This is a genomic window from Streptomyces sp. CA-106110 (assembly GCF_050936285.1).
Taxonomy (GTDB): domain Bacteria; phylum Actinomycetota; class Actinomycetes; order Streptomycetales; family Streptomycetaceae; genus Streptomyces.
In genome coordinates this window covers 5,814,812-5,830,266 of record NZ_JBNJNB010000001.1, presented here as the reverse complement: position 1 = coordinate 5,830,266, position 15,455 = coordinate 5,814,812, and the positions used below count along the sequence as shown (strand labels likewise).

Genomic DNA, 15,455 nt, shown 5'->3' with positions numbered 1-15,455 from the left:
AGGGCATGGGGTCGCCCTTCGGCTGGGGCGGTAGGTTGCTGATCGTGAGTCAGGGTGGGGGTGCAGGCGGGCGGTTGCCCGAGTGGATCTCGATCGGGCTGCTGGCGGGTTCGGTCCCGCGTGATGTGATCGACGACGCGGTGCGGGCGTTCGGACGGCAGGCCAGACGGTCGGACGGGAAGCTCCCGCCGCATGTGGTGGTGTACCTGGTGATGGCGTTGGCGCTGTTCGCGGACGACGACTACGAAGAGGCCATCACCCGTCTTTCGGAGCCGCTGGAGCGGTGGGGCTGCTGGGACCGGGCCTGGGAGGTGCCCACGACCAGCGCGATCACCCAGGCCCGCAAGCGCCTGGGCTCCGAACCGCTCGCGGAGATCTTCGACCGCATCACCGAGCCGGTCGCGGAGCAGCTCACCCGCGGGGCCTGGCTCGGGCCCCGCCGCCTGGTCTCCATCGACGGCATGGAGTGGGACCTGCCCGACACCGAATCCAACGCCGAGGCGTTCGGCCGCTCCGGGACCGCCGCCAATCCCTCCGCCTTCCCCAAGGCGCGGGTGCTCACCCTGGTCGAGACCGGCTCCCGCGCCCCGATCGGGGCAGCGATCGGGCCGATCGCCGGCAAGCGCGCCGGCGAGCAGACCCTGGCCTTCCATCTGTTCGAGCGCCTGGAAGAGGACATGCTGCTGCTGGCCGACCGGGGCTTTTTCGGCTTCGAGCAGTGGTGCGCTGCCGCCGGGACCGGCGCGGACCTGCTCTGGCGCGTCGGCGACACGCTCACCCTCCCGCTGGTCGCGGACCTGCCCGACGGCTCCTACCTCTCCCTGGTCTACTCCCCCCGCCTCAACACGGCGGCGCGGGGCCGACTGCTGGAAGACGCCCGCGCCGGGCGGGAGGTCGATCCCGCAGCCGCCCGAGTGGTGCGCGTGGTCGAGTACGAGGTCCCCGACCGCGGCACCGACGCCGAGCGGGAGCTGATCTGCCTGATCACCACGATCACCGACCACACGAACGCCCCCGCCCCCCTGCTCGCTCACGCGTACCACCAGCGCTGGGAGCACGAGCAGTCCAACGATGACCTGAAGACCGCCCTACGCGGCCCAGGCCGCATCCTGCGTTCCAAGAGCCCGGACCTCGTCCGGCAGGAGCTGTACGGCTACCTGCTCACCCACTACGCGATCTCCGCCCTGATCTGCCGGGCCGCCACCGAGGCCGACATCGACCCCGACCGGGTCAAATTCACCCGCACCCTGCGCATCGTCCGCCGCCGCGTCGCCGACCCGGCGGCTATTTCCCCTGAGGACCTGGACGCCGTCCTGGCCAGGGTCCGCGCCGACATCACCCGCAAGAAGAACCTCAACCCCCGCCGCCGCCATCGCAGTTACCCCCGTGTCGTCAAGCGCGCCCGGCACAACAGCTACCGCGTCAAGCGTCCTGCCGACACCGGCACCCGCCATCCGGCGCCGCCCACAATCCACCTCGTCAACGCCCGAGCACTCACTCTCACAGCATGATCAACTTACGCTACGTGGCATTGCGTCAAGACCGATCTGGATGTCCGCGACGACCTCACCCGTGTCTTCGCCGAATGGCGGGACATCTTCCGAGCGGGACTCGAGCGGATGCAATATGACGGACGACTCGACGCGTCGGCGGATCCGGCGCGACTCGCACACATGCTGATCGCCGCCTACCAGGGAGGCAGCCTGCTCGCGCAGATCGCCCGCGACGTAGCGCCATTGCGTGACGCGCTGTATGCCGCGGTCGAGCAACTTCGCGCGTACACAACGTCAGACGACGTCGTGTGAACCTGATACGAAGCCCGGGCCTCTTGTTCCAGAGTGTGAACGTCTCGTGACGAGATCGGTAAGACCGTGGCGTCGGTAGACGCTAACCAACTCGCGTGGCAGCGTAGCGAGCCTGACGACCCGTCGTCGGTTGTCAGGCCGTTGATCCCGTGTGGATTACCGGCTCTTCGCCGATCCGGTGGGGATCATGGCGTGAGTCCGCTGGCGGCTAGTGCAGCAGCGTATGTGTTGGGCGCCGATTTGAGGGTGCAACGCCCGTGGCACGCTTTCCAACTGTCCGCGTGACCGTACGGGGGCGTCCGTGGAGGTTCACACAGCAGGTGGGACCAGGTGCGCGTACGGAAATGAACCATGGCGTCCGTCTGCGCATTGGACAAAGACCAGGACAACGAACGCCGCGCAGACGAGTCAAGATCAAGAAACGCCTTCAAGCGCGCATGGATATCACCAAAGTCCCCGAAAGGAGTAACGCCTTAGTCCGGCATGTGTACGGTCGCACGCCGATACCTGGTCACAGATTTACGTAGAGTGACCAGAATGTGCCTGACGCGTGTTTGAGCTGAAGGAAGGCCCCACCCATCCGCCCTCGGGAGGACACCCAACCCTTATCGGCGGGGCGAGTGAATCAAAGGCGGGATGGCTCGGGGGGGTGTGGCACTGGTTTCCGCAGGACAGCGGAGCTCGGAGTCAATAACTCTTGAATCGCGGCCCACCTGCCGCACATCCCCCGTTCAGGGCTTGATCCGGCGTTCGGTGACGTACGAGCCGGTGATCCCGGGAAAGCGAGGCTTTCAGATGCGCAAGGCAATATCCTCCCTGGCAGCGGCCGGTGTGCTGGGCCTGTCGATGGGCGTCCCGACAACGGCAGCCGCAGCCTCAGACTCCGGCTCGCACAGCTTCCGGGCCGACTTGACTCCGATCCCGACGAACAACGTGACCGGCTCGGGCACCGCGACCGTGTCCGTGTCCGGTCACAAGGTCACCGTGAGGATGACCGTGAAGGGGCTCCTGGCCGGGGTTCCGCACGCGGCCCACATCCACATCGACGGCATGGGCACGTGCCCCACTGCGGCCGCGGCCACCAACCTCAACGGGCACATCGCGATCAGCACCACCGACGGCATGAAGTCCTACGGCATGATCGGCACCTCCCTGACCACCAGCGGCGACACTTCCCCGGCCAGCGCACTGGCGGTGACCCGCTTCCCCGTGGGCAGCTCCTACCAGTACTCGCGCACCATCACCGTCAACAACGATGTGGCCGGCAACATCCGCGCCGGCAAGGCCGTCATCGTCGTGCACGGCATCGACTACGACGGCAGCGGCAAGTTCACCAACGTGCTGGGCCCCAGCGAGCTGGACCCCAAGCTCCCCCAGACCGCCACCGCCCCCGCGCTGTGCGGCACGCTGAAGGCCATGCCCTCCAAGGGCGCCACGACCGGCTAGCCTACGGCTAGCCTCGACGTGTCATGACGGCTCGTCAGTGCAACTGGCGGGCCGTCTCGGCGTGTTGGGCTGCTGGTGGGCAGCGTGAGGGCCCGGCTGTCGCGTCGGGTAGACGCCGGGTTCCACGGCTCCGGCGTAGTGCTTCCCGATCGGGCACATCCGGACCGGAGCACCGTGCGTGATGGCCAGCGGCGTTCGGCTGTGTACGGCCTCGTTGCCGTCATCCGTGGCCGTCACTGTCGTGGGTTCGAGGTCTGGCGCTTGATTGCGATGATGGCGGCGTCGTCGCCGAGCGGCCCGCCCCACGGCTGCGGGAATGGACCACAGCCGTACGACGCCCCAGGCCAGGACGAACAACCCGATGCAGGTGGCCATCATGGCGAAGTAGACGTGACGCCGTCGTGCGTACATACCTCCAGGCTATGCCCGCACATGCCGAAGGGCCGCACCCCTGCCGGCGATCGTCCAACCCCCGGGGGATGCGGCCCTTCAGCCGTGCACGCACGGTCCCTCGGACCGTCGTGGAGTGCCGTCAGACGGCGATGGCGACCTCCGCGAGGCCGCCCGTCCGGGCGACGACCGTGCGGTCCGCGGTGCCGCCCGGCACCAGGGCGCGTACGGTCCAGGTGCCCTCGGCCGCGTAGAAGCGGAACTGTCCGGTCGCCGAGGTCGGGACCTCGGCGGTGAACTCGCCGGTCGAGTCCAGCAGGCGCACGTACCCGACGACCGGCTCGCCGTCGCGGGTCACCTGGCCCTGGATCGTGGTCTCACCCGGCTTGATCGTCGAGGCGTCGGGGCCGCCGGCCTTCGCTCCACACATGTGTACTTCCTTCGGTAGGTCGGTAGGTCCGGGGGTCCCGGGTTACTTGGCGGCGCCGAGCTCGATCGGGACGCCGACGAGGGAGCCGTACTCGGTCCAGGAGCCGTCGTAGTTCTTGACGTTCGGGACCTCGAGCAGCTCGTGCAGGACGAACCAGGTCAGCGCCGAGCGCTCACCGATGCGGCAGTACGCGATGGTGTCCTTGGACAGGTCGACGCTCTCCTCGGAGTAGAGCTCCTTGAGCTCGTCGTCCGACTTGAAGGTGCCGTCGTCGTTGGCGTTCTTCGACCACGGGATGTTGCGGGCGGTCGGGACGTGGCCCGGACGCTGCGACTGCTCCTGCGGCAGGTGCGCGGGAGCCAGCAGCTTGCCGGAGAACTCGTCGGGCGAGCGGACGTCCACCAGGTTCTGCACGCCGATCGCGGTGAGCACGTCGTCACGGAAGGCGCGGATGGACGCGTCCTGCGGCTTGGCCTTGTACTCGGTGGCCGGACGCGCGGGCACCTCGGTGCCGTCGACCAGCTCGCGGGCGTCCAGCTCCCACTTCTTGCGGCCGCCGTCCAGGAGCTTCACGTTCTCGTGGCCGTACAGCTTGAAGTACCAGTAGGCGTAGGAAGCGAACCAGTTGTTGTTGCCGCCGTAGAGGATCACCAGGGTGTCGTTGGCGATGCCCTTCTCCGACAGCAGCTTCTCGAAGCCGGCCTGGTCGATGAAGTCGCGGCGGACCGGGTCCTGCAGGTCCTTCGTCCAGTCGATCCGGACGGCGTTCTTGATGTGGTTCTTGTCGTAGGCCGACGTGTCCTCGTCGACCTCGACGACGGCGATGTCGGAGTCGTCCAGGTGCTCCTGCAGCCAATCGGCGTCGACCAGGACGTCGCTGCGGCTCATGCTCTTTCTCCTCCGGGGCAGTTGCGGCGGGGTGTGCGAGTCGGAAAGGGTGTGGTCGCGCATTCTCAAGCTCGTGTTCCGTGTCGGAAATTTATGGCAGTCTGCACGTGCCTGCTGTGTGATTTGCAGTCCTTCGACCGTTGTGTCGTCGGGTCGCGCCGGTGGAGATCTTCGTCACCACCAGCGCGACCCTGTCTACGGAAATACTCCCTACCGTCTGTAGGGATCGTCGTTGCTCATCCCTTGACGGTGAAAGCTACTTCTGCAGGAAGGAGCGCAGCTGAGCCGTCACTTCCTTCGGCCTCTCCTCGTTCACGAAGTGGCCCGTATTCTTCAGGACTCGTCCCTGGACGTTCACGGCGTACTCACGCCACTGGTTGGGGACCCCTGAACCGAAGGAATACTGACCACCGATCGCGAGGATGGGCATCTTCAACTTGCCCTGGGCCAGGAACTCCTTGTTCTGCTGAACATCTGTGCGAAGCCCACGGTAGACATTCATCCAGGCCGTCGCGCGGCCGGGCTCCTTCAGGAAGTGGGCGTAGTAGTCAAAGTCCGACGCCGTGAACGGCGACTTGTCGCCCGCCACGTACTCAAGCATCATGTCGTGGACGAGGACGCGTTCGTGACCGGCCATGAGCTTTTCAGCGAGGGGCAGCTGGAACAAGCCGAAGTGCCACGGCGAGGGCTTGTTCGGGTCGGCATTGAGCGCGGGGTAACTGTAGATGCTCTTATCCGGGATGGGAGCCTCCATCACAGCCATGCTCCGCACTTCCGACCTGAACTGCGCCGCATAGCCGTAGGCGACCCACATACCAATATCGTGGGCGACAACCTGCACGCCGTTGTTGAGCTTCAGCTGCGTCAGCAGCTGATGCACGTCCTTCGCCAACTGTGCTGCGTCGTAACCACCCTCGGTGACCTGGGACTCACCAGCACCACGCAGGTCGACGGCGATCACGGTGTGGGTCTTGGAGAGCGGAACCATCTCCTGCCGCCACTCAGACCAATCCTCCGGGAACCCGTGGATCATCACCACAGGCGAACCTTTACCACCCCGAACGTAGTGCATGCGAAAGTCATTTACTTCCGCGAACTTGGACTGAAAACCAGCGGGTGGCTGAGACTGCGGGAAGGACGACGTTGACTGCGCCGCCACGGAGTCATGCTCGCGACTCTCGCCCCATGCTCCGACGCTCGAGACCACGGAGCCCACCAGGATAGTCACCACAGCCGTGATGAGCGCGATGAGCCTGATGGTCTTTCCTATTCCAATGTGTGAATCTTCGCTGGACAGCTTGCCGTCGTTCACTTTCTTGTTCTTTCTCTATGCGTTTCGGCGTTCATCGCAGGCGCCGTGTACGCGGTGCTGACGTGCAAGGTTGCGGTCTGTCGATCAGGTGAGGATCGGCGCGGCCAACGAGGCCATTGGGGAGACCACTTCAGATGAACATGCCTGCCGGAGCGTTCTGCCCCGGCAAGCCAGGTTGATCACCGGTGCCACGTCTGGCATCGAGCCGTGCCTTTCTATTCCTCTGAACCACCCCGGAGTTTCTGGAGGCCCCGGGCTGTGTCTCTGCCCAAGGGACCGACGCCGGGCAGAGACAGGCCGGCGCACCCGGGCCAGACCGCGCACCACACGACAAACGTAACTTCATTCTCCGGCGCGCCCATCATGCAGCGCAGAGGACTATTTAGTCCACTCAGATGATCGACAAGCCTACAGCGATACACGCCCAGACCGGAGCTGCGCTCCTCGCCGCGACCGGCAATGAGCGGCGTGATCCCGACCTCGCAGGCCTGCCTGCGGTACTTGTCGTGGTCGTAGCCGCGGTTGGCGTAGAGTGTCTGGTCGCTGGCGGGGCCGGCCGCGACGGCCCCGCACTGGTGGGATCGCGTGGATGAGCAGCATCAACTGAGTCAGGACCAAGCGCACACGCTTGCCGAAGCCGCGATAGCATAATTTGGACGAAATAGTCCTATTGTCTCTTGGCCGACGGATCGACCGAACTCATCGGGCCACCCACCCGCCGCAAGTCGTGGACGTAGCACCCAGGAGCCAACAGCCGGGGAACCGACTACGCCGATGCTGAAGTAAGACGGCGCGGCGGATCTGACGCTAACCAGGCTCACCGAAGCCCGGCGGCCGCTGCCCTGACCCGGCTGCGCGCCGCCAGGATCGCCCTTTCCGTCCCGTACCGCCCGGCCGACCGACCGACCGAGGAGCGCCCATGCCCCCACCCGAAGCTCTAGACACGTACGACACCGACGTTATCGTCGTCGGCAGCGGCCCCGCGGGCGCCTCCGCGGCCCTGCTTCTGGCCACCTTCGGGGTGCGCACCCTGCTCGTGACGAAGTACGGCTGGCTCGCCAATACGCCGCGTTCCCACATCACCAACCAGCGCACCATGGAGGTCCTGCGCGACCTGGGCGTCGAGTCCGAGGCGCTCGCGGCCGGCACGCCGAACGAGCTGATGGGCGACACGGTCCTGTGCACCTCGCTGTTGGGGGACGAGATAGGCCGCATCCGCGCCTGGGGCAGCGGGCCGGGCTCGGCCACCGAGTTCGGCGCGTCGAGCCCCTGCCGCCACGTCGACCTGCCGCAGAACTACCTCGAGCCCATCCTGGTCAGCAACGCGGCGGCCCGCGGCGCCAAGGTGCGCTTCGACACGGAGTTCCTCAGCCTGACCCAGGACGACGACGGCGTCACCGCACTACTCAAGGACCGTGTCCGAGGCGACGAGTTCACCGTGCGCGCCCGCTACCTGATTGGTGCGGACGGCGGCCGCAGCGCCGTCGTCGAGCAGCTCGGCCTGCCCCTCGACGGGCAGATGGACAAGGCCGGCAGCATGAACGTCGTCTTCAAGGCCGACCTCTCCCGCTACGTCGCCCACCGGCCGAGCGTCCTGTACTGGGTGCTGCAGCCGGGCGCCGAGACTGGCGGCATCGGCATGGGGCTCGTCCGGATGGTCAGGCCCTGGAACGAGTGGCTGCTCGTGTGGGGGTACGACATCGAGCAGCCGCCGCCGGAGGTGGACGACGCGACCGCCCGCGCCATCGTGCGCGACCTCGTCGGCGTCCCCGACCTGCCGGTGGAGATCACTTCAACGTCGCTGTGGACGGTGAACCACAGCTACGCCACGACGTACTCCTCGGGGCGCGTGTATTGCGCGGGCGACGCCGTGCACCGGCACCCGCCGTCGAACGGGCTCGGCTCCAACACCTCGGTCCAGGACGCTTACAACCTCGCCTGGAAACTCGCCATGGTCGTCAAGGGCGAGGCGGGCCCCGGCCTCCTGGACACCTATTCGGCGGAGCGCGCCCCGGTCGGCAGGCAGATCGTGGAGCGGGCGAACCTCAGCCGCGACCAGTTCGGGCCCGTCTTCCAGGCGCTCGGCGTCGCCGAGACGTTCAACGAGGAGACTCTCAAGAAGGGCCTCGAGACCATCCGCGCGACCACGCCCGAGGGAGCCGGCCTGCGCCGCGAGCTGGAGGAGGCGGTGCAGCTCAAGAACTACGAGTTCAACGCGCACGGCGTCGAGATGAACCAGCGTTACGCCTCCGACGCGGTGATTCCCGACGGCAGCCCCGACGAGGTCTTCGAGCAGGACGCGGAGCTGTTCCACCGGCCGACCACCCGGCCCGGCGCGAAACTGCCGCACGCGTGGCTGGTCGACCGGGACGGGCGGCGTATCTCCACCCTGGACGTCGTCGGCAAGGGGGCATTCACACTGCTCACCGGTCTGTCCGGGGCCGTATGGGCGGAGGCGGCCGACGCGTGCGCTAAGAGCCTGGGCATCCGGCTCGGCGCCGTCCGCATCGGCGACGAGGGAGCCCGCGACGCCTACGGCGAGTGGAGCCGCGTGTCGGGTGTCGCCGAGGACGGCGCTCTGCTCGTGCGCCCGGATGGCCACATCGCCTGGCGCGCCCCGGCTGCCGCGACGTCCTCCGAGGCCGCACGCGAGGAACTGCTCGGCGCGCTGCGCGCCGTCCTCGACCGCTGACCGTGAACGGCGGCGGCCGCCCGGGAGAGTCTCCCGGGCGGCCGCCGCCGTCGCCGTGCGGGTCAGTGCCGCGCGTCGGAGCGCTTGCGGTGCAGGGTGAGCTGCTCGAACACGGACACCTCGCCGTTCGGCTTGTTCGCGTTGTAGTACGTCACGTGCATCGTGGTCGTGTCACCCGCGAAGCGGCCCGGGTCGACGTTGAAGGCTCCCCTCCCTGAAGGGAGGGGATTCTCCACCCTCCAGGGCTGCGTGGGGATTCACGGCTCAGGCCGCCACCGGAGCCGGCGGCTCAGGTGGTCTTACGCCCTCGGCACCGTCCGGGTTCCAACCTGCCCGGACCAGCATCACGCGGGCGGAGTTCTTGTCCCTGGGGGACACGGCTGCGCACACGGTGCAGGCATAGGTTCTCATCGAGAGAGGGAGTGCGTGCTTGGTTCTCGCTCCGCACGTTGCGCAGTCCATCGTGGTGTGCGCCGGGTGCACGAGGCGGACGTCCCGTGCGTGCTTGCGCCCCATCTCGACCAGAGCGCGTTTGGTGGCGGCGATGGCGGCATCGGCTGCCTTGCGGGCCATGGTGGTTTTCGCGAGGAACTTCGGGCGGAAGTCCTCCACCGCCACTCCGTCATGATCGCGCATGACGGCCTTGGCCCACTTGCGGCCGGTGTCCTCACGCTGCCGCGCGACCTTCTTGTGCAGCTTCGCGGCCTGTGCCTGCGCCTTCCGGTAGCCCTTGGATGCGGGCCGGCCCTTCGGACGCCGGCGCCGGGCCATCATCCGCTGGTAGCGGGCGAGCCCCTGCGCGGCCCGCTTGCCGTGCTCGGCATGCGGGAGATCGTAGGCGCCATCCGTGGTGGTGGCGGTCTCCTTCACACCCCAGTCCACCCCGGGCACCCGCCCCGTGAGGGCAAGCGGTTCGCTCTGCGCGGGGGCGACGAAGGACACATACCAGTGCCCGAGCGTGTCCTGGTACACGCGCACACTCGACGGGTCGGCCGGAAGAGCCCGCGACCACACCACGCTCAGCACGATCTGGCCCGCAAGGTGCAGACGACCGTCCTTCAGACGGAAACCGCGCCGCGTGTAGTTCAGGCTCGGGCGGCTGTCCCGCTTGCGCTTGAAGCGGGGCATCCCGGCCCGGCGGTGCTGCGCAAGCCCGTCCTTGACGTCCTTCAGCGCCTTCGCCCGCGACTTGGCGAAGTCCCGAATCACCTGCTGCTGCGGCACCGAGGCACCCTCGGCCAGCCACGGCATCACCCTGCGGGCCTCGGTCAGCATCCTGTCGAGCTGGGCCGGACCACACGTCAGCTTCTCTCCGGACTCCTTGGCTCGCTGGTGGACCTGCTTGGACTTGGCGACGCATTCATTCCAGAGCCACCGGCAGCGGTCCCACTCCGCTTCAAGTGCGCGCCGCGCGGTAGCCGACAGGCGCACACGGAAGGAGTACCGGGCATGCCCGGCCCCCTCCGTGGTCGCGTCTGTCGTCATGCATCCGAACCTACCCGGGGGGACTGACAGTTGAGACCTCTTGATCGCCACGGCTCGCTCACCTCGTCGCGGGTGGACGGTCTTTCGCCCTGGAGGCGAAACCCCTATTTCCTGTCCTGCTCCGCAGGAGTCCGATTCCTCCCCGGCCTGAAGGCCGGGGCATCCTCGGAGGAACCCGGTGAACGCCTCGAAGCCGTAGGGGTGATCCACGTCGCGCACGCCCGGGCCTTGACCCCGGATCTTGAACACGTCTATGCGGCTCGGGCCAGGGTAATTGATGGTGATTGGAAGGTGTTCTCGAAGGCGATCGGAGATCGCTGACCGAGCCGGGAATGCCGGCGCCGGGTGTTGTAGCGGTGCAGCCAGCGGAAGGCATCGAGTCGCGCCTCGCGCTCGTTCGACCAGCCTTTCCGGCCCTTGAGCGTTTCTCTTTTGAAGGTCGCGTTGAACGACTCGGCAGCGGCGTTGTCCGCGCTGGACCCGATCGCACTCATGCTCTGCCGCACCCCTGCTGACCTGCATGCTTCGGCGAATGCCCGACTCGTGTACTGCGATCCGTGATCGGTGTGCATCACAGCCCCGGCCAGGCTCCCGCGAGTGCGCTCGGCTGCTGTGAGGGCGTCGATGACGAGCTCGGTGCGCATGTGATCGGCGATCGCCCATCCGGCCAGACGGCGTGAGGCGAGGTCGATCACGGTCGCGAGGTAGCAGAACTTCCCGCCGTCGACGGGCAGGTAGGCAATGTCCCCGACGTACTTCGTGTTGACCGCGGCCGCGGTGAAGTCACGGCCGACCAGGTCCGGCGCCTTCGCCGCGGCCGGGTCCGCGACGGTGGTGCGGTGCCGGCGACGCAGACGGACCCCTCGAGTCCGATGGTCTGCATGATCCTCGCGACCCGCTTGTGATTGACCGCCAGGCCACCCTCGTCGCGGAGCTCGGCGGTGATCCTGGGGGCGCCGTAGGTGCCGTCGGAATCCTGGTGAACCTTGCGTATCGGGGCCGAGAGGGAGCAGGCCAAAGTTGAGGAGCTGACCGTGCTGGGCTTCGGCCGAGTCTCGCGCACCACGGTGCAGCGCATGCGCCTGGCCTACCGCAAGCAGGGCCTGTGGGGGCTTCGAGGTCATCGACCCGGAACGGGCAGCGCCCCGCGGCCATCACAACGAAACGGATCGACGGGATCGATATTCGTCCAGGCCGCAGGCAGCGAGACCACCTCGCCGTTCTCGTCGGCGAGGGCGACACGGTCCTCGTCCCAGGCCAGACGCCGGTCAACGAAGGTGAGCTCCCGCCCGGCCCACGGGTGGAACGGGTGTGTGACCCGCACAACTCCGGGCCGAGCGTGCTGATCGGGTGCAGTCGACGACTCGTGACAAAGGCATCGTCGAGCGCACCTTCGGCACCATCAACGCCCTGTTCTGCCAGCACCTGCCCGGCTACACCGGATCCGACGTCACCCGCCGCCGCCCCGACACCGAACAAGAAGCCTGCTACAGCGTCCCCCAGCTCCAGGACCTGCTTGATGAGAGGCTGGTGCATTACCACCACCGCCCCCATGAAGGCCTGCGCCACCCGATGATTCCCCGCAAGGCCCTCACCCCGAACCAGGTGTGGGCCGCGCTGGTCGCCGTCGCCGGGTACGTCCCCGTCCCGTTGACCGGCCACGACTACCTGGAGCTGCTGCCCGTGCGCTGGCAGGCCATCACCGCCTCCGGCATCCGCATCCACCACCGCACCTACGACCACGACCTCCTCGCCCCCTGCCGCGGCCAGCCCTCCCCGGTCGCCGGCCGAGACGGCAAATGGGAGATCCACTACAACCCCCACGACGTCCGCCAGATCTGGATCCGCCTCCCAGACGGCCACCTCACGGAGATCCCCTGGATCCACCGCGACCACGTCCACCAGCCGTTCAACGACCACACCTGGCAGCACATCAAAACGCTCGCCCTGCACAGCAGCCACGGCGACACCGAGCAATACGAAGCCGACCTCGCCGACGCCCTCGACCAGCTCATGCGCCGCGTCCACAGCTGCGCGAAGCCGGCCCGGCACCACCCGACGGCTCTTGAGCAGCAGCTCCGTGTCCGAGCGCAGCGGCAATCAACTCTTCTTGCCGACTGAGAACGCATCAGCCCTGCAACCGTCGCGTTGCCGATAAGGTTTCAATAGGGCTCTTGCGTATGTCAGTTGGTGTGCTGGAGGCTGCGAGATGGGGTGGTCCCAGGCCGCTGGATCTCATGCCCCGCCCTGGGCACGGGACCGCATGTCCCGGCCTGGCCGGGGTCGCTCCCCGGCCGGTGAGGACTACCGCACGCGGACGCCGGCCCGGAAGACGGCTTCGACGTCGAGCAGGGCGGCGGGGTCCTCCGTGGGGTTGCCGCTCACGGCCAGGAGGTCGGCGTCGGCACCGGCGGCGATGCGCCCCTTGCGGCCCTCGACCCGGCACAGCCGGGCCGCCAGGCTGGTCACGGAGACCAGTGCGTCGGCGGGGTCGGCGCCCAGGCGGACGAGATCGCCGACGCCGTGGGGGAGGACGTTGTGGGGCTTGCGGGGTGAGATACCGGCGTCCGAGCCGATGACGACCTTGACGCCGAGCTTGTACAGCTGGGCGAAAGTGTCGTAGAGGGCGGTGACATGGGCTGCCAAGGCCTTGGGCAGCTCGAAGTCCATGTCGGGCTTCCAGCCGAGCGTCAGGCTGGCGAAGCTCGCGCTCTTCACGAAGGCGTCCAGGACGACCGGGTCGGGATAAACGCTGTCCTCGGTCAGGAAGGAGACGTGCTCCAGGCTGTCGACGCCCGCTTCGAGGGCGTCGCGGATCGCCTGGACACCATGGGCGTGGGCGGCCACAGGCAGCCCAAGGCGGTGTGCCTCCTCGACGACCGTGCGCAGGTCTTCCAGGCCGTACTGCGAGGCGTGTGGAGGCACGGAGTTGGGCGTCATGTTGCCGCCGCTGGCCATGATCTTGACGACGGCGCAGCCGCGAGCGTGGCGCTCGCGTACCGCGGCGCGCAGCGCCTCGGTGCCTTCGACCTCGCCACCGAAGAAGTGGCAGTGGCCGCCCGGCGTGGTCAGCGGGGGGCCGGCGGCCAGGATCTCCGGGCCCAGTTCCGGGCTGCTGGCGAACTCCTCGACGAGCTTGAGCGAGAGGAAGTCGCGGTCGCCGAGGTCGCGCACGGTCGTGATACCGGCCTGCAGGGCCGACCGGGCCGCCGAGCGCATGTGCTCCAGCAGGTCCTCGTCGCCGGTGGCGGCTAGCGAGGCGACGGGGTCCGTGCTGGCGTCGAAGGCGAGGTGGACATGGCTGTCGATCAGGCCCGGCAGCAGACAGGCATGCGGGCCGAGGTCGATCACCTCGGTGCCGTCGGCGGGCAGCGCGCCGGTACGGTCCACACGCGCGATGCGCTCGCCCCTGACGTGAACCGTGGCGGGTCCGGAAAGGGTGAACCCGTCGAACATCGAACCGGCGTGTATAGCAAAGGAATTCATCAGAGTCATTCCAATCCGAAAGCAAATGTCAAGGCGAACTGGCCCGGGAGGCTGTCTGAAAGACTCGGCCCAGAGTCAGGTTGCGTATCCGCTCGCCGGGACGCTGGTCAACGGTCAGTCAGCGGAAGTCGATGCGATTGCACTGAAGACGCCCGCCCATGTCCGGAGTGGACGGCCGGGACGGGCCCAGGACGCTCGTGTTTGTGTGGTAGGTGTTGGTGGGTCGGGGCTAGTTTTCGGCGCTACCGGTGGCGTGGCCGGTCATGGAGGAGCGTCGACCGTGTCGGTTGGCCTTGCGGAGTATCCAGGCGATGAGAGCGGCTGAGTCCCTCTCGTAGACGCCGCTGCGGAAGTCGGCGCTGTCCTCGGCCGATTCGCTTGCCCAGTACGCGCTGAGGTAGGCGTTTTCACTGATGGGGTGGCCGACTGTGCCTTCCTCGCCGTAGCAGTCGTAGGCGCTCCACTGGAGGTACGAGCCGTCGGCGAAGTCGGTGAGGTGGTGGGAGCCGCCAAGGTCGTTGACGACGCTGCAATGGATTCCGGCTGCCTCGAGGCGGGAGAGGATGGACCGGTCGACGCGGTGGCCAGGGTCCTGATCGTCACTGGTGACAGGGATTTTGGTGCATTCTGCACTGGTGTAACGGGCGGTGCGGACACTTCGAGCAGGGTCGTAGGTCACCCAGGGCTGCTGGTCACGGTTTCCACACGGCGCGAACGCCACGGGCACCCGGGTGTTAGCGGTAACGATGCGCACGCGTCGGCCTTGATCGTCCTATTGTGCCCTCGCCGCAGCAGCCCGGGATGTTGAGCAGGTCACGCGTGGCGGGATTTTTATGGGTGGGGGTTTCCATGGCCCATGCTGTCGACTTGGGTGTGGGAAGCCGGCTGCGGATGGAGAGGTTGCGGAGCGGGAGTGCCGCCGGGGTGAGCAAGGTTGCGGGAAGGACGTACCAGCCGAGGCTCATCACCAGGAGGATGGTCCCGGCGGCGACGAAGGTTGTGACGGTTCCCGTGCGGAGCCGTCGATGCCTGTACTGGGCTTTCCTGACTGCGGCCAGGGGGAGGGCGCAGAAGAGAGCACCGAGCCCGGCCAAAATCCAGGCCAGAGTCTGCATGTCAGCAGTCCGTTTCTTGGGGGGGCATGCGTGGCCGAGTTGCCACCGCGGATGCGGAGCGGCCGGTGCCACCGTGCTCGAGGGGATGGCTAGGACCGCAACAGGGCCTGTCACGTGTCCTACTGCGCACGGCGTGGCGGGCAGCAGGGTGGGAACGCCTGCGTGGGCAGCTGATGCGTGACGGAGACGCCCCCCTGCGCCGCGGGGCGGTGGGGTTGTCTCGGGTGTCAGGGTGGCGTGCCGCGGTCGATCAATCGTCCAGGGTCTTTGCCGCTTCGACGGCGTGGACCTGGTGGTGGGTGCACGTGGCCATGGTGGCTCCTTGGTGGGAGACCATGCGGTTGGCTTCGTGGCAGCGTCCCTCGTGGCTGGCGCGGCACCACAGGCGGTTGGCGATCAGGTAGCT

At 67.5% G+C, this 15,455-nt stretch carries 13 protein-coding genes and 4 pseudogenes; 5 read left to right on the top strand and 12 right to left on the bottom strand.

Going from position 1 to position 15,455, the window contains the following annotated elements; all coding sequences use genetic code 11:
• Window positions 1-35 precede the first annotated feature (35 nt).
• The 3 genes and pseudogenes from ACQEXA_RS26860 to ACQEXA_RS26850 all read left to right on the top strand — a co-directional run.
• Window positions 36-1,295, top strand: a pseudogene (locus tag ACQEXA_RS26860) (IS4 family transposase); the annotation flags it as partial.
• 252 nt (window positions 1,296-1,547) lie between these two features.
• Window positions 1,548-1,805, top strand: a complete 258-nt coding sequence (locus tag ACQEXA_RS26855; protein ID WP_432939385.1) for an LmrA/YxaF family transcription factor — start codon at window positions 1,548-1,550, stop codon at window positions 1,803-1,805.
• Window positions 1,806-2,600: 795 nt separating this feature from the next.
• A complete protein-coding gene (locus ACQEXA_RS26850; RefSeq protein ID WP_433131284.1) occupies window positions 2,601-3,251 on the top strand; it encodes a hypothetical protein in 651 nt (216 codons plus the stop codon).
• Between the two features lie 300 nt (window positions 3,252-3,551).
• Here the strand turns inward: ACQEXA_RS26850 and ACQEXA_RS26845 are convergent.
• The 5 genes and pseudogenes from ACQEXA_RS26845 to ACQEXA_RS26825 form a co-directional block, all read right to left on the bottom strand.
• A pseudogene (locus ACQEXA_RS26845) lies at window positions 3,552-3,662 on the bottom strand (DUF3099 domain-containing protein); the annotation flags it as partial.
• 121 nt (window positions 3,663-3,783) lie between these two features.
• Window positions 3,784-4,071: a DUF1416 domain-containing protein gene (locus ACQEXA_RS26840; protein WP_134033173.1), complete on the bottom strand. Its 288-nt coding sequence runs from the start codon at window positions 4,069-4,071 to the stop codon at window positions 3,784-3,786.
• A 42-nt stretch (window positions 4,072-4,113) separates the two neighbouring features.
• The gene (locus tag ACQEXA_RS26835; protein WP_432929589.1) at window positions 4,114-4,959 is read right to left on the bottom strand and encodes a sulfurtransferase; all 846 of its coding nucleotides are present in this window, start codon (window positions 4,957-4,959) and stop codon (window positions 4,114-4,116) included.
• A 256-nt stretch (window positions 4,960-5,215) separates the two neighbouring features.
• Window positions 5,216-6,271, bottom strand: a complete 1,056-nt coding sequence (locus ACQEXA_RS26830; RefSeq protein WP_433131282.1) for an alpha/beta fold hydrolase — start codon at window positions 6,269-6,271, stop codon at window positions 5,216-5,218.
• A 413-nt stretch (window positions 6,272-6,684) separates the two neighbouring features.
• Window positions 6,685-6,883 (bottom strand): annotated as a pseudogene (locus ACQEXA_RS26825) (IS5/IS1182 family transposase); the annotation flags it as partial.
• Window positions 6,884-7,190: 307 nt separating this feature from the next.
• Here ACQEXA_RS26825 and ACQEXA_RS26820 point away from each other — a divergent pair.
• Window positions 7,191-8,963, top strand: a complete 1,773-nt coding sequence (locus ACQEXA_RS26820) for an FAD-dependent oxidoreductase (RefSeq protein ID WP_432930665.1) — start codon at window positions 7,191-7,193, stop codon at window positions 8,961-8,963.
• Window positions 8,964-9,025: 62 nt separating this feature from the next.
• On the opposite strand, the gene ACQEXA_RS26815 is transcribed toward ACQEXA_RS26820, so the two are convergent.
• From ACQEXA_RS26815 to ACQEXA_RS26800, 4 genes and pseudogenes are all read right to left on the bottom strand, one after another.
• Complete coding sequence (locus ACQEXA_RS26815; protein WP_432930667.1) at window positions 9,026-9,199, bottom strand: hypothetical protein; 174 nt, start codon at window positions 9,197-9,199, stop codon at window positions 9,026-9,028.
• A gap of 28 nt (window positions 9,200-9,227) precedes the next feature.
• The gene (locus ACQEXA_RS26810; RefSeq protein WP_433131280.1) at window positions 9,228-10,448 is read right to left on the bottom strand and encodes an RNA-guided endonuclease InsQ/TnpB family protein; all 1,221 of its coding nucleotides are present in this window, start codon (window positions 10,446-10,448) and stop codon (window positions 9,228-9,230) included.
• Between the two features lie 251 nt (window positions 10,449-10,699).
• A pseudogene (locus ACQEXA_RS26805) lies at window positions 10,700-11,454 on the bottom strand (IS3 family transposase); the annotation flags it as partial.
• Between the two features lie 114 nt (window positions 11,455-11,568).
• Window positions 11,569-11,772 carry a DUF5372 family protein gene (locus ACQEXA_RS26800; protein WP_432930671.1) on the bottom strand — a complete coding sequence of 68 codons (204 nt, stop codon included), beginning with the start codon at window positions 11,770-11,772 and terminating at the stop codon, window positions 11,569-11,571.
• Window positions 11,773-11,798: 26 nt separating this feature from the next.
• Here ACQEXA_RS26800 and ACQEXA_RS26795 point away from each other — a divergent pair, with 26 nt between their 5' ends.
• Window positions 11,799-12,569 carry a Mu transposase C-terminal domain-containing protein gene (locus ACQEXA_RS26795; protein ID WP_432930673.1) on the top strand — a complete coding sequence of 257 codons (771 nt, stop codon included), beginning with the start codon at window positions 11,799-11,801 and terminating at the stop codon, window positions 12,567-12,569.
• Window positions 12,570-12,752: 183 nt separating this feature from the next.
• Here the strand turns inward: ACQEXA_RS26795 and ACQEXA_RS26790 are convergent, their stop codons facing one another.
• The 3 genes from ACQEXA_RS26790 to ACQEXA_RS26780 form a co-directional block, all read right to left on the bottom strand.
• The gene (locus tag ACQEXA_RS26790; protein ID WP_432930675.1) at window positions 12,753-13,934 is read right to left on the bottom strand and encodes an amidohydrolase family protein; all 1,182 of its coding nucleotides are present in this window, start codon (window positions 13,932-13,934) and stop codon (window positions 12,753-12,755) included.
• Between the two features lie 229 nt (window positions 13,935-14,163).
• A complete protein-coding gene (locus ACQEXA_RS26785; RefSeq protein WP_432930677.1) occupies window positions 14,164-14,688 on the bottom strand; it encodes a hypothetical protein in 525 nt (174 codons plus the stop codon).
• Entirely contained in the window at window positions 14,669-15,049 is a 381-nt protein-coding gene (locus tag ACQEXA_RS26780; protein ID WP_433131278.1) for a hypothetical protein, read from the bottom strand. Before ACQEXA_RS26780 ends, ACQEXA_RS26785 begins: the two co-directional genes overlap by 20 nt.
• Between the last annotated feature and the right edge of the window lie 406 nt (window positions 15,050-15,455).

What these genes read in the sequence shown, in the direction of transcription:
- ACQEXA_RS26835 (WP_432929589.1), bottom strand. Translation starts at nt 4,959, where the DNA reads ATGAGCCGCAGCGACGTCCTGGTCGACGCCGATTGGCTGCAGGAGCAC.
- ACQEXA_RS26780 (WP_433131278.1), bottom strand. Translation starts at nt 15,049, where the DNA reads ATGCAGACTCTGGCCTGGATTTTGGCCGGGCTCGGTGCTCTCTTCTGC.
- ACQEXA_RS26850 (WP_433131284.1), top strand. Translation starts at nt 2,601, where the DNA reads ATGCGCAAGGCAATATCCTCCCTGGCAGCGGCCGGTGTGCTGGGCCTG.
- ACQEXA_RS26840 (WP_134033173.1), bottom strand. Translation starts at nt 4,071, where the DNA reads ATGTGTGGAGCGAAGGCCGGCGGCCCCGACGCCTCGACGATCAAGCCG.
- ACQEXA_RS26790 (WP_432930675.1), bottom strand. Translation starts at nt 13,934, where the DNA reads ATGAATTCCTTTGCTATACACGCCGGTTCGATGTTCGACGGGTTCACC.
- ACQEXA_RS26820 (WP_432930665.1), top strand. Translation starts at nt 7,191, where the DNA reads ATGCCCCCACCCGAAGCTCTAGACACGTACGACACCGACGTTATCGTC.
- ACQEXA_RS26810 (WP_433131280.1), bottom strand. Translation starts at nt 10,448, where the DNA reads ATGACGACAGACGCGACCACGGAGGGGGCCGGGCATGCCCGGTACTCC.